Consider the following 23922-nt stretch of genomic DNA (forward strand, 5'->3'; position numbering starts at 1 on the left):
GCAACCCTCCGGTTAACAGCCGGATGCTCTGCCATTGAGCTACCGAGGAACAGATGGAAGAAATTCAGTTTAACACGTAGCCAAACGGCCCGCCAACGCCCGACCGCCCGGTACGTGGCATCAGGCCCGGCATAGACTGGAACCGCGCGATGGATCTGCAGCTCAGCGCCGTGCTCGGCACCGTCTTCGGCCTGCTCGCGGCGGCCTGCGCGTTCGCCATCTCCTACGCGGAATACAAACGGAACTGGTCGTTCCGCGGCAGCGCCACGAGGATGGCGCTCCGCTCGGCCGCGGTGACGTTCGCGTTCTTCCTGCTCGCCGCCATCGCGCTCGGCGTCGTCTTTCGCCTGGTCGCGATCTGACGGCGGCGCGTCAGGACGCTTCGGCGGCGGTCTGTGCCCGGCTGTGGCCCGCAACCGTCGCGAGATCCTGCGCGAAGCCCGAGCCCTTGCGCGCGTCGATCAGCACGGAGAGCTCGTCCTCGATCAGCGACGCGGCGTCGGTCCCCTCGAGCGCGGTGCGGCTGCCGTAGATGCTGCGGGCAAAATCGAGGTTGCCGGCCAGCCGCTTCTGCAGCTCGGCGCCGCCGATCCCGGCGGCGACGTCGGCCTCGTACATCTGCTCCATCTCGTGGAGCAGCGACGCCGCGTACTTCTGCAGCTCGGCGAGCGCCTTCAGCTCGTTGGTCAGCCGCATCAGCAGCGCGACCGCGTAATGCTGCACCGTTTCGGCGTAGCGGGCGCGCATCTCCTCCGCCGCCGCGCCGCGCTCGGCCGGCGGCGCGCCGGAATCGTCGGCATAGACAATCGCCAGGGTGTCGCCGGCGACGACGATCGGCAGCGCCAGCGCGCAGGCGGGCGTGCCGTTGAACGGCGTACGGCTCTTCTTCAGCTCCTCGCCGGCCAGCCGCTCGATCTGCCCTGAGCTCGCGGCGCGCGACGGCAGCGAATCCATCCCGAGCGGCAGCACCAGCTTGCTGACGTCGGTCTTGAGGTCGAAGCCGATCTGGTGCTCGCCCTGCAGGTGCCCCTTCCTGACCCGGAACAGGGCGACGCGCGGGAACTGTGCCGCCATCTGCTCGACGAGCGTCGTCAGCACCTCGCCAATCGTCTCGGCGGTGGCCAGCGACTGGAAACCGGCCAGCAGCTCCTCGAGGACGACCGCAGCCGTCGGCCCTTTCGGCGCGGCGGCCGCGCCGCTCTGCAGCTTCGTCTCGAGCGCCTGAATACGACGCTCGCGCTCCTGCTGCGCCTGCTCGAGCGTCTTCACCTTGGCGGCCCCCTTGGCCAGGAGATCGGTCACCGCCGTGAGCTTGGCCTCGGACGCCTGAGTCTGACTGTGCGCCGCCGCCGCCGCTTCCTCGGAGGCCATCCGCTCGGTAGCGGCCTGGTCGAGCGTCTGCATCGCGCTGGCGAGCTCGGCTCGCAGCGATTCGACCGCTTCGCGCGCGCCGCGCAGCTCCGCCTCCGCAGCCTTGCGCGCCGCAGCCTGCGCGTCACGGGCGGCACTCAGGTCCGTCCGCGCCCCCTCCAGCCGCTCGGCAGTCACCCGCGCCTCGTCGAGCTGTCGCGACGCCGCATCGATCCGCTCGGTAGCCGATCGAAGCTCCTGCTGCAGCCGCTCGCCGTGGGCCTGAGCGCCCTCCAACAACTCGGCGATCGCGGCCTTGTCGACCGACGCCGCCTCGATCTGCGCGCGGAGGCCGTCGGCGACTTTCTGGGCCTCGTCGCTGACCTGACGGGCCGCGTGCTCCGCGGCCGCTCTCGCGGCCTCGGTAAGACGGGAGGCGAGGTCCGAGGTTTCTTTCGCTGCGTAGTCGCGAAACTCCATATGCGCTGCTTTCCGGAAAAAGAGCCGTGTGGGATTGCAAGGCATGGACCGCCATGCCGGGTCCAAATTCCGGCATTTTCGAGACCAGGACTGGCTCCTCACCCACGAAAACGGGAGGCTCGCCACGATCGTGTAATCGCCGGCCCGCACCCGCCGTGCGGGCCACCCGTTTCGTTCCCGGCCAACGGCACGTTTCGTCGGCGACTGACGTCTTGAGGACCCGTCCCAGCCGCCAACGCCATCAGCAGGGTCATCGCGCCCCGCGCGCGGCGTTCAAGGGGCCCCCGCGTGGTCGCAAGCGGGACGCCGGCACTGCGTAGCCATGAGGCTGAGTCGGCCAGAGAGTCCGTACGGGTAATATTGGCGCATGAGAGGATTCATCGCCGGTATCGTTCTCACGCTCCTCGTGCTGGTCTGCACGGTTTTTGCCGTCTCGCACTTCGGGCTCTATCCGATCGGCGCCGACAACCCGCCCAGCGGGCTCGAACGATCGCTCGCCATGCGCGCCATGGACACCTACGCCGACAAACACAAACCCGACGCACAGAACCCGACACAAGTCACCGCGGAGAACCTGATCGACGGCGCGAAAGAATACGAAGAGCACTGCGCGTTCTGCCATGGCGGCGCCAAGGCGAAGAGCAGCCCGATGGAGCACAAGTTCAACCCGCCGGTGCCGCAACTCGTCAACCGCGTTCCCCATGATCCGGACAACTGGCTGTTCTGGGTGACGAAGCACGGCGTGCGCATGACCGGGATGCCGGCGTGGGACGGCATCATGTCGGACGAGGAGATCTGGAAGATCGTCGCGTTCATCAAGAACAGCGACAAGCTTCCCCCCGAGGCGGCCGCGGCGTGGCAGAAGCTGGCGTCGACGCCGACCGAAATCGACGAGCACACGCCCGAGCAGCACGAGCACGCACACGGCGGTGACGATCACGGCGGGAAGCACTAGACAGCGCCCCTGCTACAGATCCTGTCGCGCGAAGCGCCACGAAGCGATGACGGCGAGCCCCGCGATCCACGCGAGTGCGAGCGCCACGGTTGGCGCAAGGGCAGGGGCCGCGGTACGCATGCCGACGTATCCGAAGAGGGGATTGGGCACCAGGCTGGCGAAGGCGTGCGACGGCAGCCAGCGCGCGGCGGCGGGCGGCAGCACGAGCACACGCGCCAGCGGCTCGGCCACCAGGGTGTAGCCGATGAACGCCACCACCGCGGCGCCGGATCGCCGCGCGATCGTCGCGATCAGAAAGGCGAGAACCAGGTAGCCGAGCACGTGCAGCAGATAGAGCGGAACCGCCAGGAATCCCGTAAACCTCGCTACGCCGGGCGCGATTCCACCGGCGATACCAAACCCCGCGGCAAGCACCGCCACCAGCACGGTGGACGCCAGCGACGCGACCAGCAGGAGCGCCAGCTTCCCCACGATGTATTCGGTGCGCGTCAACCCGTCGAGCACATTCTGCCGGTTCGTGCGCCACTGGTATTCCTGCGCGATTGACTGCAGGACGACCACGTACATCAGATAGTCGATCCACCCGGCGACGTAGGCGGCGTTGGCCCAGACGTCGGGAAACGCGAGGAGATTGCCGCCTGCCGATCCGCTGGGCGCCTCGAGGTGAAGCGTCTGCAGTCCCGCCATGGCGGCCGGCAGCAGCCCGGCGTAGACCATCGCCGACACCCCGAGCTCGCGTGACGCCAGCTTCACCAGCTCGATCTCAAGCAGGCGGCGCATGGTCCGAGACGATATCCAGGAACGCTGCCTCGAGCGTGCGCCCGCCGCGCACGACACGATCGAGATCGCCCGAGGCCAGCAGCTGCCCCTCCTTGAGCACCGCGACATGGGTGCACACCTTCTGCACCTCGGCGAGCAGGTGGCTGGCGAGGATAACGGTAATGCCGCGCGCCGCTCTCTGGCGGATCGCGTCGCGCACCTCGGCGATTCCCTCAGGATCGAGCCCGTTGGCGGGTTCGTCGAGCACGATGACGTCGGGATCCCCGAGAAACGCCGCGGCGATCGCCAGGCGCTGGCGCATGCCGAGCGAGTAGGTGTGCACGAGTGCGTGCCGGCGCGCGAACAGGCCGGCGTCCAGCAGCGCGCGCTCGATCGAGCCCTCGCCGCAGCGCCGGATGCGCGCCACGATCGTCAGGTTCTGAAGACCCGTCAGCGCTGGATAGAGCGCCGGTGCCTCGAGCAGCGCTCCCAGCCGCGCCGGGGCGCGCCGCGGCTCGCGGCCGTCGAACCAGACGTAGTGGCCCTCGTCGGCGCGGGTTGCCCCGAGCACGATCCCAATCGTCGTGGACTTGCCGCTGCCGTTCGGCCCGAGAATGCCGAAGACGCTGCCACGCGGCACCGCGAGATCGAGCGGCCCGAGCGCGACGACCCGCCCATACCGCTTCACGAGGCCGGTTGCCTCCAGGACGTTCACCTCGCCATCTCGTCGGCGAACTGCTGCGGCGTCGTTCGATCGACCGTGACTCTGGCCAGGTCGATCCGCGATTGCGCCGCGCCGATCCATTGGTCGATACGGTGCGGCACCATGATGCCGGCCACCGGCCGGTAGTCGCCAAGCATCGAGATCCAGGTCGAGGAGGTGCCGGCCGAGGCGCCGCCGACCTGACGAATGGGCGTCACGACGGCCAGCGGGCGGGACGTCGCGGGATCGAGGACCAGCTCCGCCTGGAGCCGATCCTCCACGCGACGAAACAGCACCGTCCGCCCGCGCACGATTCCGAAATCGCGCACCCCCTCGTCGTCTTGCACCGTACCCGGCACCCCGGCAAAGAACAGGGCCGTCAGGCGGACGAGATGCGATTGCATCCCGCGGGCCGCGGTGTCGAGGCTCGCGGGGTCGTTCAGCATCCGCTCGACGGCCGCGCCGCCAAAGCGATCGCCATCGGTCAGGTGGCGCGAGTACGCGGAGCCCACGAGCAGATGGACGACCGGTCCGGTCTGCAGCCGCAGGCTCGCCGGCAGCCGCAATGCGACGAGGTATGGATTCGTGCGCGCGACGGTATCGCGCAGCAACGTCTCGACGCCTGAGACCTCGATGGACGACACCGTGTCGATCGCGCGACCGGCATTCAGACGCGCCCGCGCCTCCGCGAGGAGCGCGCTCACCGACGAGGTCGCGGCGATCGCCAGCACCTCGTCTTCCTGACGGGGCGCCAGGCGTCCAGCCCAGGTGCGCATCACCCGCGCGGACGTGTCCAGCGCGACGATCGAGGGGGTGCCGGGGAGATCGGGCGGCCGCGCGAGCGACACGATCCGCGCGCGCGACACGCCGCCGCTCTCGAGATAGACGCGAAGATCCGCTTCGGGCTCGAGGCCCACGAACAGGACCTCGGTGCCGGCCCTCGACGCGGTGTCCGCGAGACGTTTGTAGAACGGCAGACTCTCCGTGCACGAACGACACTGCGGGCTCACCAGGACGCCAAGCCGCGGCCGGCCGAGGCGGCCCGCTGGAAGGGGGAACGGATCGCGCGAGCCTTCGACGAGCACGTGCTCGCGTGCGACCGGAACCGCGGCGGCGGACCAGTGACGGAACACCGCGACGCTCGACAGCACGACACAGCACGCCGTGAACAGCACGTTCACCAGCCGGTCGATCATTACTGCATCGCCCCGAGCTGACAGCCGCCCAGTGTGCAGATGTCGCTGGCCGAGTCGTACCCGCACGAGTCGGCGGGGTGGCCGGTGGCGAAGATGCAGCTCCAGTCGTCGTAGATACAGATAGAGAAACAACCCCATTCGCTGGCGGCACTCGGCCGCGAACTGACGACCAGCGCCAGCAGCGTCAACACCGCGAGTTGGAACGCTCGGACATATACACGCTTCATCGCTCGCCTCCTCGAATGCGCGACTGCACTGCGACAGCTGTGCCGCGTGACGCGGACCACGATTTCAACGAGTTAGCGGCAGAACACACGCCGCGCAAGGGCACTCGCTACACGATTTCTCGCAGGATGAGTCGGGAGTTCCCGGGCGGAACGTGAATTGCGACCGATTCGCCGTGGAGGAGAACGCATGAATGCGATCACGCAGATCACCGACTCGCCCGTTCTCGATCGCGTCGCGGATCCGCTGAGCCAGGCGGTGCGCGGCGCCTACCGGCTGGGCGGCTCAGCAGGCGAGGAGCTGAAGAATGCCACGCACGGTGTGTGGCTCGGTCACCCGCTCCATCCGGTGTTCACCGATGTTCCCATCGGCGCCTGGACGACGGCGCTGGCGCTCGATACGGCGGCGGACGGCGATGCTGGGATGGAGCGCGCCGCGACGTTTGCGATTGGCGTCGGGCTCGCCGGGGCGCTCGGCGCGGCCGTCACCGGGCTGACCGACTGGAGCGAGACCCGGGGCGCCTCGCGGCGGATGGGACTCGTGCACGGCCTGCTCAACCTCGCCGCGACCGCGTTGATGGCAGCGGCCTTCGTCCAGCGGCGCCGCCGAGCGCCGATCGGGGGCGGCGGGGGACGCGCCTGCGCGTGGACCGGATACGCGGTCGCTGCCGGCTCCGCGTATCTCGGCGGCACCCTCGTGTACGACAACCGCGTGGGCGTGACGCACGCCGTGGAAGACCCGCCGGACGGGTTCGTCGCGGTGGCTGATAGCGAATCGCTCGGCGAGAACGCGATGACGTGCGTTCATGCCGGCGACGCTCACGTGCTGCTCGTTCGTCAGCATGGGCGGCTGCACGCGCTCGCGCACAGCTGCGCGCACCTTGGCGGACCGCTCTCCGAAGGCACGTTGAAAGACGGCTCGGTCGTGTGTCCGTGGCATGGCTCGGAGTTCCGCCTGGAGGACGGGGCTGTGATCGACGGCCCGTCGACGCACGATCAGCCGCGCTTCGACGTGCGCGAGCGCGAAGGGCAGATCGAGGTCAAGGCGGCGCGAGGCGACTGATCCGCCGGCTACCGTTCCGGCGCTGTCGTCGGAGGCAGTCCGAACGCGATGATCGAGGAACTCGCCGCCACGGCGACGTACTGGTGGCCGTCGAAGGCGTAGGTCATCGGTGACGCCTTCCAGCCGGCGTTGGCCGCGAAGCTCCACAGGCGCCGGCCCGTCGCCGCGTCGACTGCGACGAACGATCCGCTGTCGTCGCCGGTGAACACCAGGCCGCTGGCGGTCGCGAGCGTGCCGCCCCAGGTCGTCGCGGGCCCTGTCTGCGGCATCTCCCAGCTGATGGCGCCGGTCTGCACATCGATCGCCTTCAGCACCCGCTGCGGCACCGGATCCGCCGCCGTCTTCTGCGAGCCGCCGAGGTATGGCTTGCCCGTTTCCCAGACGGCGCCGTCGCTCTTCGTATAGATGCTGCACTTCTCGAACGTCTGCAGGTAGAAGAGGCCGGTCGCGGGGCTGTACGAGGGTGAAAACCAGTTCGTGGCGCCGTCCTGCGACGGGCATACCTTCGTGCCGGCCGGCGTCGGATCCTGGTTCGGCAGGCGAATCGGCTTGCCGTCGGCACCAATTCCGCGTGCCCAGGTCAGGTTGCGCACGAAGGCCGTGGCGCGCAGCAGCGTGCCGTTGGTGCGATCGAACACGTAGAAGAAGCCGTTGCGATTGGCGTGCAGCATCAGCCGGCGCGGGCGGCCCTGCCACGCCGTGTCGACGAGCACCGAGGTCTGCGTCGCGTCCCAGTCCCACAAATCGTGCGGCGTGAACTGGTAGTACCACCGCAGGGCCCCGGTAGCGCGTTCGAGCGCGAGGATGCAGTTCGCGTACAGGTTGTCGCCCTGACGATCGTCGCCGTTGTATTCCTGGCTCGGGTTGCCGACCGGCCAGTAGACGAGGTCGAGTTCGGGATCGTAGCTGCCGGTGAACCATGTAGGCGCGCCACGGTGGTCCGGCGGACCGCTCCCTTTCCAGGTATCGGACCCGGGCTCCCCTTGTCTGGGAACCGTCCAGAAGCGCCACACCTCTTTGCCGGTCGCCTGGTCGAGCGCCGTGACGAATCCGTTGGCGCCCTGTTCGCCGCCCCCGACACCGGTGATCAGCAGACTGCCGGCGGCCAGCGGAGCCGACGAGGCGAAGTAGTTCTCGCGCCAGTCCGCCAGCGGCGTGTCCCACAGCTGCGTGCCCGTCCAGCGGTTCAGTGCCAGGACGTGCGCGGCGTCGGACACCACGAACAGGCGGTCGCCCGCGACGGCAACGCCGCGGTTGGCCCAGGCCGCGGCGCCGGCGGTGCGCGGACGCCGGAAGTGCCAGATCTGGCGCCCGCTGCCGGCGTCGAGCGCATAAACCTCGTTCACCGCCGTCACGTACATGATGCCGTCCAGGACGACCGGGGTGACTTGCAGGCTGCCGGTGTCGGGCAGCGTGAACGTCCACTTCGGAGTCAGGCGCGAGACCGTCGTCTTGTCGATCTCCGCGAGCGTCGTGTAACGGTTGCCGCGCGGATCGCCGTTGTAGGTCGGCCACGGCGTGTCGGAGGTCACCTCGCGGATCCGATCCGCCGACTTGCGCAGCAGCCGCACGCGTCCCTCGGCGGTACGGACCTGCAGATCGTCGACGCCTTCGCCGAGCACGACTCCCTCGATCGTCGTGCCGTCGACGGTGTGAAAGACGCGGGGCGGCGCCTCGGGATCGGCGTCGCGCTGGATGCTCCGCAGGAACGCGATCAGCGCCGCGGCGTCAGCGTCGGAGAGCAGGTTCGGCGGCATGCCGCGCGGCGGGATGCCGTCGTGGATCAACGCGGCGAGCTGTGCGTCCGTGCGGGTCTTCAGCCGCTGCACGATTGCCGGGCCCATTTCGGTGCCGGTCCCATCGGCAGCGTGGCAGCGGCCGCAGCGGGTTTCGAAAGTTCGGCGGCCGGCGTCACCGTCCTGGGCCTCGATTCCGCCGACCAGGCCGGCAGTGACGGTCAGCGGCAGAAGGGCGGCAGCGAGAACACGCACGCGCATGCCGCGTCAGAATACACTCCCGTCGTGTCGATCCGGGCGGCATCCGTTCGACCATCTGGCAGGCGTGCGGTCGCGCCGGCTGCCGGCAAGGAGAGTCGATGAGTCAGTATCTGCTCAGCATCTGCTATTCGACGGGTGCGCCCAGGCCGTCCGCCGCGGCGATGGCGGCGATCATGAAGGAGGTCGAGGCGATCCGGCGGGAGATGCAGGCGGCGGGCGCGTGGGTGTTCGCGGCGGGGCTCCAGGGCTCCGACACCGCCACCGTGGTTCGAATCGAGGAGGGAAGGGCCCTCGTCACCGACGGGCCCTTCATCGAATCGAAGGAACAGATCGGCGGCATCTGTGTCATCGACGCCGCCGATCCCGACGCCGCCCTCGCCTGGGGCATGAAGTTGTCGCGAGCCGTGACGACGCCGGTCGAGGTGCGCCCGCTGACTCCCCAAGACTGACGCCCGGCTCCTTCGGTTCCTTCGCCCCTTCGCCTTCCTTCGTGCCCTTGGTTTTATTGCTTAATGAACTCGACGCGCCGGTTATTGGCCTTGCCTTCCGGCGTGTCGTTCGATTCGATCGGCTTGGTCGCGCCGTAGCCCTTGGTCGTCAGGCGTGCCGCGTCCACGCCCTGCGCCACGAGCGCAGTCTTGACCGCGTCGGCGCGTGACTGCGAGAGACTCAGGTTCTTGGCCGCGTCGCCCGTGTTGTCGGTGTGTCCACCGATCTCGAGCTTCAGCCCTGGGGTGGCCTGCATCATTTTCACGATCTGTCCGAGCGTGCCCTGCGATTCTGGGCGCAGCGTGGCTTTGCTGACGTCGAAGTTGATGCCGTGCGTGACGAGCCGGCCGTCCTTTGTCAACGCGTCGATCATGTTCATGCCGCCGCCGGTGGCGATGCGGACGTTCTTGATCACGATCGGGTTGTCGGAATCGCCGATGCCGCCGAACCCCAGCGTGTCGGCCTTGAATTCGCCCATGTCCGGTACGACCAGCACGCGGTACTGGTCCTGGTAGAGCTTCATCTGGTTGCCCTTCACCGCGATGGCGACGTGATGCCACTTGTTGGTGTAGGTCTCCGACGAGCCCCCCTTGTAGGTCGCGCTGACGTCGTGTTCGATGCCGTCGAGCGAGGCGTCGTAGCCGACCGTGACGTTGGCGTCCGTGTCATCGCCCCCCCTCTTGCCGTGCAGGAACACGATGGTCCTCTCGAAGCCTCCCGCCTTGGGGTAGAAGTCGAACTCGATCGTGTAGGTGTCGGTCAGATAGCTGTTGCCCTTGACGCGGGGCGAGACCTTCGCGTAGTTGCCCTCGGTCAGCAGGAACGCCGGATCCCCCTGGAGCTTGTTGACGACGGCCTGTCCGGCTTCGAGTTTCCAGTGCGCCGGGAACTCGCCGTCCTGATCCGTGCGGAAGTCGTCCTCGAAGACCACCTTGTCGCCGGGCACGAAATCGTAGTTCTGATACGCCTTGAAATCCTGCAGTCCGACGAGAAGAAAAATGGCAAATAACGTCAGCGTTTGCATGGCGTCAAGAATATCGCAGGTCTGCTACAGTGCCGCCGCATGAAGATCCTCCTCTGCGGATTCGCGATCGCCGTGCTGGCGCAGGCGGCACAGACGGGGGCGCCCGGCGCGCCGGTTCGCACGGCCGACAAGACCGGCCACGTCTCCAACTACGACGAGGCGAAGGTCGGCACCTATACGCTTCCCGATCCGCTGACGCTCGCCAACGGCACGCCGGTCGGGGACGCGGCGGCATGGACGTCACGGCGCCGGCCGGAGCTGATCGCAATCTACGAGCGTGACATCTGGGGGCGGATTCCCTCGACGGCGCCGCCGGTGCGGTGGACGGCGTCGCCGGTGGAAACGGCCGGCGGGGCCATCGTCAAGCGCAGCGTCGGCACGGTCGGCTCCGGGACGCGTGCGCCAAGGATTGCCTTGAAGGTCGTGCTGCCGGCCGGCGCGGCGGCCCGCGTACCGGTCATCCTGCTCGTGCAGTTCGGCGGCGGCGGGGCGCCGGTGGCGGATCCGCCAGTGGCGGACGACATCCTCGCCCGCGGCTGGGGATATGCGACGGTCGGCTACAACGACATTCAGCCCGACAAGGAGAACGCGTTCGACCAGGGGGTCATCGGGGCGACAGGGAAGCTGCCGGCCGATGACGAGTGGGGGGACGTGAGCGCGTGGGCGTGGGGTGTCAGCCGCATTGTCGACTACCTGGAGACCGATCCCGCGATCGACGCGAAGAGGATCGCGCTGCACGGCCACTCACGCATCGGAAAAACCGCGTTGTGGGCGTCGGCGCTCGACACCCGCGTCGCGGCCGTGTATGCGAGTTGTCCTGGCGAGATGGGGGCGGCGCTGTCGCGGCGCGACTATGGCGAGACCGTCGACGACATGGCACAGCGGTTTCCCCACTGGTTCTCGCGCACGTTCCAGAAGTGGACGGGCCATTGGAATCAGATGCCGGTCGACGCGCATCTGCTCATCGCGCTCAGTGCGCCGCGGCCGGTGTTCGTCACGGGCGGCAGCGAGGATCAGTGGGCCGATCCGGTCGGCGAATTCAAGGCGCTGATCGCGGCCGGCCCTGTGTACCGGCTGTTGGGGAAGAAGGATCTGGGCACGTCGACGCTGCCGGCGCTCGACACGCCGATCATCGACGGCGATCTGGGGTGGTACTACCACAAGGGCCCGCATGCGGCGACGCCTGAGGACTGGAAGGTGTTCCTTCAGTTCCTGGGCAAGTACTTCCGCTGAGGCCGGCCGCGACTCGCGGCTGATATTCCATCCGGTAACTGTCGCAGGACGGGAGCCGACACGGCGAACGTCGAACCGTGCGTGACGGCAGCGGAAACAGGATTCAAGGGGGACGGCGGAGGGGAACGGCGGGAAGCGGCGGAACCGGCGGATGGTGGTAACCGCAGCCCCAGAGCTGCGGTTACCAGCCAGGAGCGTGCTTACTTCTTGGTCGTCGTGGTCTTCTTGGCGGCGTGCGCGGCGGCCGCCTTGATCGAGGTCGCGGTCATCGTGCTGCCCTCGGTCGTGTAGGCCACGGTGACTTTCGAGCCTTCCTTGACGTCGCCGGTCTTCTTGGTCGACGCGTTGACGGTGAAGGTCTCGTCCTTCGCGGTCTTGCCCGTGCCCTTGGTGATCACGAGCGAGCTGTCGCTCGACGACTTGACCACGCCCGAGGTGGTGTGGCTGGCCACCGCCTTGGTGGTTTCCTTGGTCGCGGCCTTCTTGTCGGCCTTCGGTGCGGTCGTGGTGGCGGGGGCCTGGGCGAAACCGATGGCCGGAACCGCGAGAGCCACGGTGAGAATTGCTGCCTTGGTGAACATACGCATGATGAGTACTGCCTCCTCTAGGCGCGAAATCGCGCTGCACGTATTTCAGCGCATGCAGGTGAGGGGAGTATGAAGCGAAGATTAAATCTTGTTAATCCGCGTCATCCCGACAGCGCGGATCTGGGGCCGCGATCGGTTACAGGCTCTTCAGTTTCACGGTGAACCTGGCGCCGACCCCAGGCGTTCCCGCTGCCGAGACGGCGCCGTTGTGCCGATCGACGATCCATTTGACCAGGCTCAGGCCGAGACCGACCCCGAATCCTCCCGCCGACCTCGCCGGATCGCCGCGATAGAAACGCTCGAACACGTGCGGCACCACATCAGGCGTCATCCCGATGCCGGTGTCGCTCACCTCGAGGATGGCGCACTGCTCGTCCTCGCTCAGCCGTACGGTGACGCTGCCCCCAGGCGGCGTGAACTTGAACGCGTTGTCGAGCAGGTTGAGGAGCAGCCGCTCGATCCACGACGCGTCACCGGCAATCATCGGGGACGCCGCGATCTCGGCGACGAGCGACAGCCCCTGGGCCTGCGCCACCGGCTCGAGCTGCTCGACGACCGAGCTGACGAGCGGTGCCAGCGACACCGGCTCGTGCGCCAGCGGAATCTGTCCCGACTCGGCGCGCGCCACCGTCAGCAGCTGGTCGATCAGCCGCTTGAGCTTGTCGAGCTCCTCGAGCTGGCTCGCGAAGATTTGGCGCTGCTCCTCGGTGGCGCCGGCCTTCATCGACGCCAGCTCTATCTCGCCGCGCAGCGCCGCGATCGGCGTGCGCAGCTCGTGCGCGATCGCCGTGCTGAACTGGCGCATCTCGCCGACGGCATCCTCGACGCGCGCCAGCGTGTCGTTGAAGGCGTTGGCGACCTGGTCGAGCTCGTCGCCGGTGCCGCGGACCGGGAGCCGCTGCTCCAGGTTGGCGGCGTCGATCGTCCGCGCCGCGCCGGCGAACCGCGCCAGGGGAGCCAGCGCGACGCCCGCCATCCAGCGGCCGGCCAGCACGGCGACGATCAGCCCGGCCGGCATGCCCCACAGCAGGAGCTGCAGGAAGCGCCGCAGCGCGGCGTCGGACGGCGCCAGCGAAATGCCGACCTGGAGCAGATAGACGTCCGACGGATTGTCGCCGGTGATCACTGAGTTGGCGAGCCGGATCCGGCCGTAGTCGGTCTGGAGGTCGTGGAAATCGACATCGTGAAACGATCGGTCGCGCAGCGATCGCACTTCCTGCGGCGTGAACAGCACTCCGAGCGGCTCGAGCGCGTCCGACTGCGTCAGCAGCGCTCCCGTCGTCGCGTCGTAGATCTGATAGAAGCGCGTCGCGCGCTGTACGAATTCCGACTCGTTCGGGTCGGAGTTGTCGTAGACGATCGACGGCGTGCTCTCGTCGAAGCGCAGATAGCCGTGCAGGCCGTTGGTCATCTCGGTCAGCGTCGCGGTCGCGTCGGAGTCGAGCTGCTGCTTGAGCACGCGGAAGGAGAGGGTGGCGAGCGCCATCAGCAGCACGCCGAACACCAGCGTGTAGAACACCGTCAGCCGCGTGCGCAGTCCGAATTTCGTCTTCACGCCGGTGGCGAGTCAGTCAGGATATAGCCGACGCCGCGGATCGTGTGGATCAGCGGCCTGTCGAAGCCGCGATCGACCTTGTTGCGCAGCGCGTTGATGTGCACTTCGACGACGTTGCTGACGCTGTCGAAGTGGATGTTCCAGACGTGCTCGATGATCAGCGACTTGGTCACCGGACGGTCGCTGTTCCTGACGAGAAACTCGAGCAGCGCGTACTCCTTCGGCTTCAGGTCGACGCGCCGGCCGGCGCGTCGGACCGTGCGGCGGGTGGTGTCCATCTCGAGATCGGCGACCCGCAGCGTCGTCTCGCGCGGCGCGCCGCGCCGCAGCACCGCCCGGAGCCGCGCCGACAGCTCGGCCAGCGCGAACGGCTTCCCCATGTAGTCGTCCGCGCCGCTGTCGAGCCCGGCGACGCGCTCCTCGAGCGTGTCCTTCGCCGTCAGGACCAGAATTGGCAGTTCGCGCTTGCGCGCGCGGATGTCGCGCAGCACCTGGAAGCCGGAGCGGCCGGGCAGCATCAGATCGAGGATCACCGCGTCGTAGTCGAGCGCGAGCGCCTGCTCCCCGGCATGGCTGCCCTCGTAGAGGACGTCGACCGCGTAGCCTTCCTCCGACAGGCCGCTCTGGATGAAATTGGCGACCTTGCGGTCGTCCTCGACGACCAGAATCCTCACGGGACTAGACTACCAGCACGCGAGGGGAGGCGGACAGGCGTCCGGCAGGTCACTGGCGGGGCGTGTTCGTCTTCGGCAGCTCGTAGAGCACCCGTCGCCGAGGACCTCCAGGTCATCGCGCGGCGTCAGCGGATAGAGCGTGCGCCGGCGTCCGGCGATCGTGCGGGCCGGCCGGGACGAGGGCGGTCAGCGCAGCGATGCGCGCGTGGTGGCCGGCTCGATCACGACGAGCGAGAGCAGCAGCAGGAGCGACGTCACGATGAACTGCGCCGCGGTCGCGTCGTGAAAGCCGGCGAGCGCGATGCCCGTGCCGAGGAGCGCCAGGCACTGCAGGGACTCGGAGGCGACGATCCATGGCCAGACCCGCGACCGAAGGGCGGAGAGCGACCCGCGATCCACCTGCGACACGAACCAGAGGTGCAGCCGCAGCGTCGTGCAGATCGTCGCCAGCACGAGGATGACGAAGAACACCCAGGAGCCGGACGCGCCGAGATAGCCCTTCCGCAATCCGAGCGTGACGACGTTGACGATGGTGATGGCGGCGACGGCGATCTGGTGAAACTGCCACCACCAGGCGCGGTGGCGCTCCGCTGCCGCGGCCGGAATCGCGGCCGGCCCGTCCGCGGCGCGGAGTGCGGCGAGCAGCTCCGTGCCGGAGGGGAAGCGCTGCCCGGCATCGCCGCGCAGACAACGCCGCACCACGGCGTCGAGCGCCGGCGGCGACAGCGTCCGCGACAAGGGCGACCGATCCGCGACCAGACGCTCGAGGAGCGCGGCGGGATCGCTGCCGCCGAACGGATGTTCGCCGGCGGCCAGCTCGTAGGCGATCACCCCGAATGCGAAGACGTCCGCGCGCCCGTCCGCCGGCTCGCCGCGCAGCTGCTCCGGCGCCATGTAGCCGGGGGTGCCGGGGGCGGTGCCGGTCAGCGTGAGCGCCGGCGCCGCGGGCGAGGCCGACAGGCTGCGCGCGATGCCGAAGTCGACGACCTTCACGCGTTCGTCGCTGGCGATCAGGACGTTCTCGGGCTTCAGATCGCGGTGCACGATGCCCTGTCGGTGGGCGGCGTCGAGCGCTTCGGCGAGCTGCTTCAGGATGTCCAGCGTCCGCCCCGCAGGCAGCGGTCCGGCGGCCAGCGCCTGGCGCAGCGTGACGCCGCGCACCAGCTCGCTCGCCAGCACCAGCTCGCCGTCGAACTCCTCGAGGGCATAGACCGTCGCGATCGAGGGGTGTGACAGTGCTGCCGCGGCACGCGCTTCGCGTGAGAGGCGCACCCGCGCTCGCGCGTCGCCGCTCACTGCATGCGCCAGTACCTTGAGCGCCACCGTCCGGCCGAGCCGCTCGTCGAGCGCGGCGTAGACGACGCCCATGCCGCCGCGGCCGAGTTCCTCCTGCACCTGATAGGGGCCGATCCGCGCGCCGCGCCGGGCTGGTTCCGCGTCGGGCTCGCTGAGGAGATCGGGGACCGCGGCCCAGGCCGGCTGTTCGAGAAAGCCGGGCGCGCCGTCGTGCGCCTGCAGCAGCGCGCGGACTTCCTCCGCGAGCGACGGATCGCTGGCGGCGGTGCGGGCGAGCAGACGCGCGCGGGCCCCGGCGTCGAGCGGGAGCGCTTCGTCGAAAAGCGCGCCGACCCGGTCCCAGTCGGCCGTCAGGCCTGCAGCTCCCTGGCCAGCCAGGCGCGCGCCAGCGCCCAGCGTCGTTTGACGGTGGCGGGGGAGAGGTGCATCGCCTCGGCGGTCTCCTCGATCGACAGCCCGCCAAAGAAACGGAGTTCGACGAGCCGCGCCTGATCGGCGTCCAGCGCGGCGAGACGCTCCAGCGCGGCGTCCAGCGTCACGAGCTCGAAGCCACGCGCCTCGGCCGCCGCCGGCAGCGCCTCGTCGAAGGTGACGCGCGGCGCGCCGCCGCCGCGTTTGAGCGCGTCGCGCGCCCGCGCCCGCTCGACCAGCACCTGCCGCATGGTGTGCGCCGCGATCGCGCAGAAGTGCGCGCGGTTCTGCCAGCGCTCGGGGCGATCCTTCTGGAGCTTGAGATACGCCTCGTGCACGAGCGCGGTCGGCTGCAGGGTCTGGCCCGGACGCTCGCCGCGCAGGTAGTGCGCGGCGAGGCGGCGCAGCTCGGCGTAGACCGCCGGCAGCAGTGCGTCCGCGTCCGGCGGCCCGCCCGGGCCGCCCGGCCCGCCTCGGCCGCGCGGGCCGCCGGACGCGACCGGTTCGGCCGCTCGCGGCGCCGCCCGTGTGCCCGCTCCGCGCGCCGCGCTCCGTCCGCTCGTTCGCCTCTGCATGTGAGCCGGCGTGCCGCCGCCTGCTAGCTGCGTTCGATGGTGATCGTCTTGATGGTCACCGGGGTGACCGGCTTGTCCTGACGTCCGGTCGGCACGGCCCCGATCTTCTTCACGACGTCCATCCCCTCGACCACTTCCCCGAACACCGAGTGGCGGTTGTCGAGGTGCGGTGTCGGTCCGAGCGTGATGAAGAACTGGCTGCCGTTGGTGTTCGGCCCCGCGTTGGCCATCGACAGGATGCCGGCCTTGACGTGACGCAGGGTCGGATGGAACTCGTCGGCGAAGTTGTAGCCGGGGCCGCCGGTCCCCTGTCCGAGGCGATCGCCCCCCTGGATCATGAAGCCGTTGATCACGCGATGGAAGATGACGCCATCGTAGAACGGCGTCTTGCGGCGCTCGCCGGTGGCGGGGTCGCGCCACTCCTTGCTCCCCTCGGCCAGCCCGACGAAATTGGCGACGGTGTTGGGCGCCTGCTCGTCGAACAGCTGGATCTTGAAATTGCCTTCGGATGTCTCGACATTCGCGTAAGTGGCCACGGGTCCTCCACTCGGAATACTGCCATACTGCGCGAGCCGCTGTCCCGGGAACTTCTGACGGGACGGCGGCGTGGCATCGGCTCTACGAAGATCTTCGTTGACACTACGAAGCCATTCGTAGATACTCGGCTCCGTCCGAGACGATGACCAAATCCTCCATCCCGCGCCCGACCGACGCCGAACTCGCCATTCTTCGCGTGCTGTGGACACGCGGACCGAGCACCGTGCGCCAGGTGCACGAGCAGCTGGCGCGCGACCGAACGGCCGGCTACACCACGTCGCTCAAGCTGCTGCAGATCATGACCGACAAGGGGCTCGTCGAACGGGACGAGCGCGATCGCACGCACGTCTATCGGGCGCGCCTTGCCGAGGAACAGACGCAGCGGCAGCTGATTCGCGATCTCGTCGACCGCGCCTTCGGCGGCTCGGCGACGAAGCTGGTACTGCAGGCGCTGAACGCCAGGCGCGCGTCACCCGAAGAGCTGCGCGACATCCGCAAGGCGATCGACCAGGCGAAAGCCAGGGCGGGCGCAGACAAGGAGACCGGCGATGAGCGTGATTGAGATCTGGCTCCGGCAGCCGGCGGCCCAGGCGATCGGCTGGGCGCTCGTGCAATTCCTCTGGCAGGGGGCCGCGATCGGCGTGGTCGCGGCGCTGGCGCTCGCGGCCCTGCGGCGCAGCGCCGCCGACGTCCGCTACGTGGTCTCGTCCATCGCGCTCGCGTTGATGTTGACGCTGCCGGTGGTGACCGGGGTTCAGCGCTATCAGGCGCTCCGCGGTCAGGCCGCGTCGCAAGGCGCGACCGCCTTCCGGAACGGTGTTGCGGCCGGCGACGGTTTCCGCATGACGTTGGATCGGATCGGCATCAGCGGGATCGCGGGATCGCCGGCGCCGTTCGGGCGCCAGCCGATCGCGCCGCGTCCGATCGACTGGACCGTGGTGATCGACGTGGCGCCCGTCGTCTGGAGCGTCGGCGTGCTGCTGCTCACGCTGCGGCTGCTGACCGGCTGGGTATGCGCGCAGCGTCTGCGGACGCACGGCGTCACACCCGCCGATGAGCCCTGGCGCGCCATGACCGCGCGGCTGGCGCGGCGGCTGCACATCGCGCGAGCTGTCACCCTGCTCGAGTCGTCGCTGGTGGACGTGCCGACGGTGATCGGTTTCCTCAAACCGGTCGTCCTCCTGCCGGCCAGCACGATCGCCGGGCTCACGCCGCAGCAGGTCGAAGCCATCCTGGCGCACGAGCTGGCACACGTCCGCCGTCACGATTACCTCGTCAACCTGGTGCAGACGCTCGTCGAGACGATCCTCTTCTATCACCCGGCGGTATGGTGGCTCTCGGGACGGCTCCGCGTCGAGCGCGAACACTGCTGCGACGATCTGGCGGTGAGCCTCTGCGGCGATCCGGTGACGTACGCGGCGGCGCTCGCCGACCTGGAGGCGCTGCGATCGTCGGATCCGCTACGCGTGCCCCGCATCGCGATGGCGGCGACGGGCGGATCGCTCCTGCTGCGGATCCGGCGGCTGCTCGGCGCGCCGTCGCCGCAGTCGAGCCGCGGACCGGCGTGGCTCGCCGGGACGGTGGCGCTCCTGCTGGCCGGCGGGATCGCCGCGAGCGCCCAACGCGATCAGTCTGATCCCGGCTCGCCGCGGCCGGTCGTGGCGGTGCCGCACACCACGGCGGTCATGGCAAATGCGCCGGCGATCGCGAGGCCGTCGCCTCTGTCGACGAGCGCGTCGGCCCCCGCCGTCGCCGCCGCGTCGGCATCGGTCCCGGCCGTCGCGTCCGCAGCGGCGCCGCCCGCAACACCCACACCGGCGCTGGCTGGCGCTTCGGCCGCGGCGACGGCTGCGGCCGCGGCCTCGAGCGCCGCGTCGCAGCAGGTCAGCGTCAGCCGCGAATCGAATCGCTCCAGCGGCAGCTGGAGCTGGTCTCACGACGGCGACAAGCTCGAGGTCAGCTACGACGGCTCGTTCGAGTTCACCGACGACGATAGCGACGTGCGCCAACTGTCGGCGGGCGGCTGGCTGAAGGTCTCGGACGGACGGTGGCTCGGCCGCCACTCGGTCGAAATCAAGGAGCGCAACGGTGCGCTCGAGCGCCGCTATTACGTCAACGCCGCCGAACGGCCGTTCGAGCCGGAGGGGCGCGCCTGGCTCCATGAGAACCTGCCCCGGTTCATCAAGAACAGCGGCTTCGGCGCCGACGCACGCGTCGCGCGACTCCTCAAGAGCGGCGGGCCGGCCGCGGTGTTGTCAGAGATCGGCCGTCTCGAATCAGGTTATGTCCAGGGCGTCTATTTCCGGGAGCTGTTCAAGCAGGGGTCGCTGACGCCCGACCAGTACCGCGAGGCGATGACGGTCGCCGCCCGCGGCATGCGGTCGTCGCCGTACGAGCTGGCGCAGCTCCTGGTCGCCGTCGCCGACAAACTCCCCGCCGACGAGGCGTCGCGGGCCGCTTACTTCCAGGCCGCGGCGGCGGTCGCCTCCGACTACGACCGGCGGCGCGTCTACTCGGCGATGCTGAAGCGCGGCCCCGTGTCTTCGGCGATTCTCGGTGAGATCCTGACGAGCGCCCGATCGATCGGCTCCGACTACGATCTGTCGGAACTGCTCCGGCAGCTGCTCGCGCAGCAGACGATCGACGACCGCAACCGCGACGCCTTCTTCGCCGCGGTCGCGACCATCGGCGGCAGCTACGAGCGTCATCGCGTGCTGAGCGCCGTGCTCAGCGGCCAGCGTCCGACCGATCCGGCGCTGCTCGCCGGGGCGCTGACATCGGCGACGCACGCCGGCGGCGACTACGAGACCTCACAGTTCCTGCAGGACGTTCTGCGTCGGAACAGCGTCGAAGGCACCATCCGCACGCCGTTCTTCACGGCCGTCGATACGATCGGCGGCGAGTACGAGCGCGGCCGCGTGCTGCAGGACGTGGTGCGGCGCAGCGGCGCCGACGGCGACACGCTGCGCGCGGTTCTGCAGTCGTCGCGCAAGTTGAGCGGCTATGAGCTCTCGCAGCTGCTCCAGCTCGTGGCGCGCACGCAGCCGCTCACCGGCGATCTCCGCGACGTCTACGTCGCCGCCGCCAACCGGCTCGGCGAGTACGAGCAGACACAGGCGCTCGCGGCGTTGGTGCGGTCAGAGCGGCGCCAGTAGAGCGGTCGCGGCTACTTCTTCGGCGTCACTTCCTTGAAGCCGGCCGGGATCGCCAGATCGCTGGCGTCGACCGATTTCGCGATCTCCAGATACTGGTGATGCGTGGTGAAGGGCGTCGAGCGCGAGGAGCTCGAGTCGCTCTTCTTCATCATCTTGTGCGCGAGCAGGCCGCCGATGCCGCCGCCGGTGGTCGGCTGCGACTGCGATTGCGCCTGCGCCTCCGCCGGATCCTTGACCGTCTCGAGCGTCATGGTCGTGTCGATGGCGGTGCCGCTCACCTTGTCGCCGTCCTTCTGCATGCGCTCCATCGCCTTGCCGAAGAGCGGCAGCGACGCCATGACCTGCGCCATCTGCTCGGGAGACATCGACGGCAGCCCCGTCCCCTCGTGGAGCTGCTTCCAGTAGCGCGCGTTGAAATCCTGGAGTTCGCGGAGCTCCGGCACGCGCGGCGCCAGCCACATGTCATTCGTCATCACCATGCCGCCGCCCTGATCGAGCGTCATGCCCTTCTGGCGGACGGTGACGATGACGAGCGTCTCTTTCGTGTCGTAGCCGAGCAGCTGCTTCTTCTGGCCGGTTTCCTTGACGTCGAAGTCGATCTCGTATTCCTTCTGGGGCTGCTGCGGCTCGCCCTTCGGCTGCTGCGGCTCCTGCTTCTCCTGCTGGGCCTTCGCCTTGTCCATGCTGTCGCGCCATTCCTGGCGGATCTGCTCGAAGGTCTTGACCGAGTATTCCTTCTTCTTCATGTCGAGCGAGTAGACCTTCTCTTCCGAGAGATCGATGATCTCTCCGGTCGCCTCGTTCGTCGTGGCCTTCCGGTTGCCCTTGACGGCCGCGGTGTTGACGACGCCTTCCTTGGCGGCTTTGGTCCTGTTGAGGAAAAAGCCGAGCATCCCCTCGGCGTGCATGTTGGTTTGTTCCTTCGTCTTGACATCGGCGAAGGGATGCGCCAACGCGAACGTGAACAGGGGGAGAGCGACTACTGCGATCCAAGCGAGGCGTTTCATTCCGTGACCTCCAGATTTGGGGGGGCGGGTTATTGTACACGCCTTACGAAACGCGGCGTCCGGTGACGCGGCGCGAAAGCAGTGGTCCGCAACCCGTTGGGGAAACGTGGCGGCGCCCGGCGTCGTATTTGCTGTTCGTCTTCCTGACCTATGACACCAGGGTTCGTCCGCTCGGTCCGCTCGGTCCTTCTCGTGGTGCTGGTCGCACTGGTCGGCATGCAGCTCGTGCGGCCGGACCGGACGAACCCACCGGCCGACCCCGCCCACTCGCTGCTGCGCAAGGCGCCGTCGGACGTCGCCGCCATTCTCGATCGGTCGTGCCGCGACTGTCACTCCAGCGAGACGCGCTGGCCGCTCTACAGCCAGGTGGCGCCGATGTCGTGGCTGGTCGCCGGGCACGTGCACGGCGGACGCGACCGCTTCAACTACTCGGCCTGGACGACCTACGACAGCGACGAGCAGGACAAACTGCTCGGCAGCATGTGCACGTTGACCAAGCGGGGGCGCATGCCGCTGCCGTCGTACCTGCTGATCCACCGCGCCGCCCGCCTGTCGCCGGCGGACGTGACGGCGATCTGCGCCTGGTCCGAGAAAATGCGGGATACTCTCCAGTGAGGGTCATGCCGCATGCCGCCGCCCGTCTTCGTCTCCGCGATCGCCGCGCCTGACGCGGGTCCCGACATCGCCGCGCAGATGGCGATGACGCTGGCGCGTCTCGACGAGCGGCTCCGCACCCAACACTCGTCACTCGCCGACGCCGTCGCGATCACCGTCTACCTCCGCAGCGCGGCCGACTTCGCGGCGATGAACGACACGTATCGCCAGGCCTGGAGAGGGCTGCCGCCGACCCGTACCACCCTCGTCGCGCCACTGGTCACCAAGGACGCGCTCGTCGAGGTATCGGCGGTCGCCGCCGCGGCGGGCAGCGAACGGCGGCTCGTGCATCCGCCTGGCTGGTCGACGTCGCCCAACCCGTACTCCTACGCGCTGCGCAGCGGCGACACGCTGTTTCTGTCGGGCCTCATCGCCAGGAACGGACGCGACAACAGCGTCGTCGCCGGCGACATCACGGTTCAGACGAAGGCGGTGCTCGACAACGCCCGAGAGCTGCTCGACGCCGCCGGGTTGAGCCTCGAGCATGTCGTCAGCGCGCGTGTCTTCCTGACCGATCTCGCCGACTTCGCCGCGATGAACCTGGTCTACCGCGAGGCGTTCGCCTCGGCGCCGCCGGCTCGCGCCACGGTCGGCGCCGCGCTCACCGGCCCGGCGTACAAGGTGGAAATGACCTTTGTCGCGTCGGCCGGCGCGCGGCGGGTCATCGCCGGCGAGGGGACGCCGAACCCGAACCTGAGCGCCGCGATCGTCGCCGGCGATACCGCATACCTCTCCGGCCTGCTCGCCGACGCGCCGGTCGCCGCCAGCGTTGACGCCGCGGCGCAGGCGCAGAGCGTGGTACGCAGGATCGACGGGCTGCTCGGCGGGTGCGGTCTGTCGCGCGGCGACGTTCGTGATCTCCTCGTCTATGCGACCGACGACGAGTCGGCGCGTGCGGCGGTCGACGAGTGCCGCCGCAGCTTCGGCGTCCGGGCCGCGATCACGCCGGTGCGGGCGGCGCTGGTCCTGGCGGGCGCGCGCGTCGAGATCATGACCGTGGCGGCCCGGCCGTGAGCGCGACCGGCGACGACCTCGCGCCCGTCCGTCCGGTCGAGGTGACGCGCATCTCGGGCGCCGCCCGCACGCGCCTCGTCGACGCGGCTGCGACCGAAGAGCCGCTCGACATCCGCCTGCACGGGAAGTCGTTCGCGGTGATCATGCGGACGCCTGGCGACGACCGCGCGCTGGCGGCGGGCTTCCTGCTGTCGGAACGGGTGATCCGGTCCGCCGACGATCTCGGAGCGGTCGAGCACTGCCGTCATCCGGATCGCCGCGAAGCGCACCACGTCGTCGACGTCTTCCTGGTCGGCGACGCCGCGTCGCGGGTGCCGGCGATGCTCGACGCCCGGCGGAACCTCGTCGCGACCAGCGCCTGCGGTGTCTGCGGCCGCGCGACGATCGACGACCTGCGGCAGGACATCGCGCCCATGCCGATTTCCTGGCAGGTGGACGTGGCGCTCGTGCAGTCGTTGACCGGCCGTTTGCGGGCCACCCAGACGTCGTTCGACGCGACCGGCGGATTGCACGGGGCGGCGATTTTCTCGCGCGCCGGGACGCTGGCCGCCGCCGCGGAAGACGTCGGCCGCCACAACGCCGTCGACAAAGTGATCGGCTCGTTGCTGCTGGCCGGCACCGCGTCGCTGGCCAACGACGCCGCGGACGTGCTGGTCGTCAGCGGGCGCGTGGCGTTCGAGATCGTGCAGAAGGCGTGGCTCGGTCGTGTGCCGGTCATCGTGGCGGTGTCGGCGCCGACCACGCTGGCGGTCGATCTGGCGCGCGACGCGGGTATCACGCTCGTCGGTTTCGCCCGCGGCGATAGCCTCAACATTTACACGCACCCCGAGCGTATCGGCAGTGTGTAACCCCTTACCTATGCGAGGCCGCTGAGCCAAGCTGTGCGGCTCACCCTGAGTGGCGCATGACTGGATGGGCGCCGCTAAGTTGATGATTTGGCCGGCTGCCCGCTGGCACCGTGGTTGCGCTGTGCTCCAGGGTGCA

24 protein-coding genes are annotated in these 23922 nt (G+C 69.0%); 10 read left to right on the forward strand and 14 right to left on the reverse strand.

The window, feature by feature from the left end:
- Positions 1-149 precede the first annotated feature (149 nt).
- Positions 150-362 (forward strand): hypothetical protein, encoded by a 213-nt coding sequence (locus VGI12_20975; protein ID HEY2435156.1) that lies wholly within the window; start codon positions 150-152, stop codon positions 360-362.
- A 10-nt stretch (positions 363-372) separates the two neighbouring features.
- Here the strand turns inward: VGI12_20975 and VGI12_20980 are convergent, their stop codons facing one another.
- Entirely contained in the window at positions 373-1830 is a 1458-nt protein-coding gene (locus VGI12_20980; GenBank protein HEY2435157.1) for a hypothetical protein, read from the reverse strand.
- Between the two features lie 367 nt (positions 1831-2197).
- Between VGI12_20980 and VGI12_20985 the strand changes: the two genes are divergently transcribed.
- Positions 2198-2785 (forward strand): cytochrome c, encoded by a 588-nt coding sequence (locus VGI12_20985; GenBank protein ID HEY2435158.1) that lies wholly within the window; start codon positions 2198-2200, stop codon positions 2783-2785.
- Positions 2786-2797: 12 nt separating this feature from the next.
- On the opposite strand, the gene VGI12_20990 is transcribed toward VGI12_20985, so the two are convergent.
- From VGI12_20990 to VGI12_21005, 4 genes are read right to left on the reverse strand one after another with little or no spacing between them, the layout of a single operon-like run.
- Entirely contained in the window at positions 2798-3565 is a 768-nt protein-coding gene (locus tag VGI12_20990) for an ABC transporter permease subunit (GenBank protein HEY2435159.1), read from the reverse strand.
- Entirely contained in the window at positions 3549-4259 is a 711-nt protein-coding gene (locus tag VGI12_20995; GenBank protein HEY2435160.1) for an ATP-binding cassette domain-containing protein, read from the reverse strand. Before VGI12_20995 ends, VGI12_20990 begins: the two co-directional genes overlap by 17 nt.
- Positions 4256-5443 (reverse strand): hypothetical protein, encoded by a 1188-nt coding sequence (locus VGI12_21000; GenBank protein HEY2435161.1) that lies wholly within the window; start codon positions 5441-5443, stop codon positions 4256-4258. Before VGI12_21000 ends, VGI12_20995 begins: the two co-directional genes overlap by 4 nt.
- Positions 5443-5670: a hypothetical protein gene (locus tag VGI12_21005; GenBank protein ID HEY2435162.1), complete on the reverse strand. Its 228-nt coding sequence runs from the start codon at positions 5668-5670 to the stop codon at positions 5443-5445. The genes VGI12_21000 and VGI12_21005 overlap by 1 nt, the downstream gene beginning before the upstream one ends.
- 187 nt (positions 5671-5857) lie before the next feature.
- Here VGI12_21005 and VGI12_21010 point away from each other — a divergent pair, with 187 nt between their 5' ends.
- Complete coding sequence (locus tag VGI12_21010) at positions 5858-6730, forward strand: Rieske 2Fe-2S domain-containing protein (GenBank protein HEY2435163.1); 873 nt, start codon at positions 5858-5860, stop codon at positions 6728-6730.
- 8 nt (positions 6731-6738) lie between these two features.
- On the opposite strand, the gene VGI12_21015 is transcribed toward VGI12_21010, so the two are convergent.
- Positions 6739-8727, reverse strand: a complete 1989-nt coding sequence (locus tag VGI12_21015; GenBank protein HEY2435164.1) for a PQQ-binding-like beta-propeller repeat protein — start codon at positions 8725-8727, stop codon at positions 6739-6741.
- A gap of 98 nt (positions 8728-8825) precedes the next feature.
- Here VGI12_21015 and VGI12_21020 point away from each other — a divergent pair, with 98 nt between their 5' ends.
- On the forward strand, positions 8826-9176 hold the full coding sequence (locus VGI12_21020; protein ID HEY2435165.1) for a YciI family protein: 351 nt from the start codon (positions 8826-8828) through the stop codon (positions 9174-9176).
- A 53-nt stretch (positions 9177-9229) separates the two neighbouring features.
- Here the strand turns inward: VGI12_21020 and VGI12_21025 are convergent, their stop codons facing one another.
- Positions 9230-10240, reverse strand: coding sequence for an OmpA family protein (locus VGI12_21025; protein HEY2435166.1), 1011 nt, complete (start codon positions 10238-10240; stop codon positions 9230-9232).
- Between the two features lie 39 nt (positions 10241-10279).
- Between VGI12_21025 and VGI12_21030 the strand changes: the two genes are divergently transcribed.
- The gene (locus tag VGI12_21030) at positions 10280-11473 is read left to right on the forward strand and encodes a hypothetical protein (protein ID HEY2435167.1); all 1194 of its coding nucleotides are present in this window, start codon (positions 10280-10282) and stop codon (positions 11471-11473) included.
- A gap of 200 nt (positions 11474-11673) precedes the next feature.
- Here VGI12_21030 and VGI12_21035 read toward each other — a convergent pair whose 3' ends face one another.
- The 6 genes from VGI12_21035 to VGI12_21060 all read right to left on the reverse strand — a co-directional run bounded on the left by VGI12_21035 (position 11674) and on the right by VGI12_21060 (position 17107).
- On the reverse strand, positions 11674-12054 hold the full coding sequence (locus VGI12_21035) for a hypothetical protein (protein HEY2435168.1): 381 nt from the start codon (positions 12052-12054) through the stop codon (positions 11674-11676).
- Positions 12055-12196: 142 nt separating this feature from the next.
- Positions 12197-13615 (reverse strand): ATP-binding protein, encoded by a 1419-nt coding sequence (locus VGI12_21040; GenBank protein HEY2435169.1) that lies wholly within the window; start codon positions 13613-13615, stop codon positions 12197-12199.
- Positions 13612-14289, reverse strand: coding sequence for a response regulator transcription factor (locus VGI12_21045; GenBank protein ID HEY2435170.1), 678 nt, complete (start codon positions 14287-14289; stop codon positions 13612-13614). Before VGI12_21045 ends, VGI12_21040 begins: the two co-directional genes overlap by 4 nt.
- A 186-nt stretch (positions 14290-14475) precedes the next feature.
- Complete coding sequence (locus VGI12_21050; GenBank protein ID HEY2435171.1) at positions 14476-15684, reverse strand: serine/threonine-protein kinase; 1209 nt, start codon at positions 15682-15684, stop codon at positions 14476-14478.
- Between the two features lie 251 nt (positions 15685-15935).
- Positions 15936-16571, reverse strand: a complete 636-nt coding sequence (locus VGI12_21055; protein ID HEY2435172.1) for an ECF-type sigma factor — start codon at positions 16569-16571, stop codon at positions 15936-15938.
- A 23-nt stretch (positions 16572-16594) separates the two neighbouring features.
- Positions 16595-17107 (reverse strand): peptidylprolyl isomerase, encoded by a 513-nt coding sequence (locus tag VGI12_21060; GenBank protein ID HEY2435173.1) that lies wholly within the window; start codon positions 17105-17107, stop codon positions 16595-16597.
- 143 nt (positions 17108-17250) lie between these two features.
- On the opposite strand from VGI12_21060, the gene VGI12_21065 reads away from it, so the two are divergent.
- Together VGI12_21065 and VGI12_21070 are read left to right on the forward strand one after the other, a co-directional pair.
- Positions 17251-17670: a BlaI/MecI/CopY family transcriptional regulator gene (locus tag VGI12_21065; GenBank protein ID HEY2435174.1), complete on the forward strand. Its 420-nt coding sequence runs from the start codon at positions 17251-17253 to the stop codon at positions 17668-17670.
- Entirely contained in the window at positions 17657-20263 is a 2607-nt protein-coding gene (locus VGI12_21070) for a M56 family metallopeptidase (protein ID HEY2435175.1), read from the forward strand. Before VGI12_21065 ends, VGI12_21070 begins: the two co-directional genes overlap by 14 nt.
- A gap of 11 nt (positions 20264-20274) precedes the next feature.
- Here the strand turns inward: VGI12_21070 and VGI12_21075 are convergent, their stop codons facing one another.
- Positions 20275-21270, reverse strand: a complete 996-nt coding sequence (locus VGI12_21075) for a hypothetical protein (GenBank protein ID HEY2435176.1) — start codon at positions 21268-21270, stop codon at positions 20275-20277.
- A 150-nt stretch (positions 21271-21420) separates the two neighbouring features.
- Here VGI12_21075 and VGI12_21080 point away from each other — a divergent pair, with 150 nt between their 5' ends.
- The 3 genes from VGI12_21080 to fdhD are packed head-to-tail and all read left to right on the forward strand — an operon-like array spanning position 21421 to position 23786.
- Positions 21421-21885 carry a heme-binding domain-containing protein gene (locus tag VGI12_21080; GenBank protein ID HEY2435177.1) on the forward strand — a complete coding sequence of 155 codons (465 nt, stop codon included), beginning with the start codon at positions 21421-21423 and terminating at the stop codon, positions 21883-21885.
- 12 nt (positions 21886-21897) lie between these two features.
- Positions 21898-22938: a RidA family protein gene (locus tag VGI12_21085; GenBank protein HEY2435178.1), complete on the forward strand. Its 1041-nt coding sequence runs from the start codon at positions 21898-21900 to the stop codon at positions 22936-22938.
- Positions 22935-23786 carry a formate dehydrogenase accessory sulfurtransferase FdhD gene (fdhD, locus tag VGI12_21090; protein HEY2435179.1) on the forward strand — a complete coding sequence of 284 codons (852 nt, stop codon included), beginning with the start codon at positions 22935-22937 and terminating at the stop codon, positions 23784-23786. The genes VGI12_21085 and fdhD overlap by 4 nt, the downstream gene beginning before the upstream one ends.
- The last annotated feature ends 136 nt before the right edge of the window (positions 23787-23922 follow it).

The sequence above is a fragment of the Vicinamibacterales bacterium genome (assembly GCA_036496585.1).
In the GTDB taxonomy this organism is placed as follows: domain Bacteria; phylum Acidobacteriota; class Vicinamibacteria; order Vicinamibacterales; family 2-12-FULL-66-21; genus JAICSD01.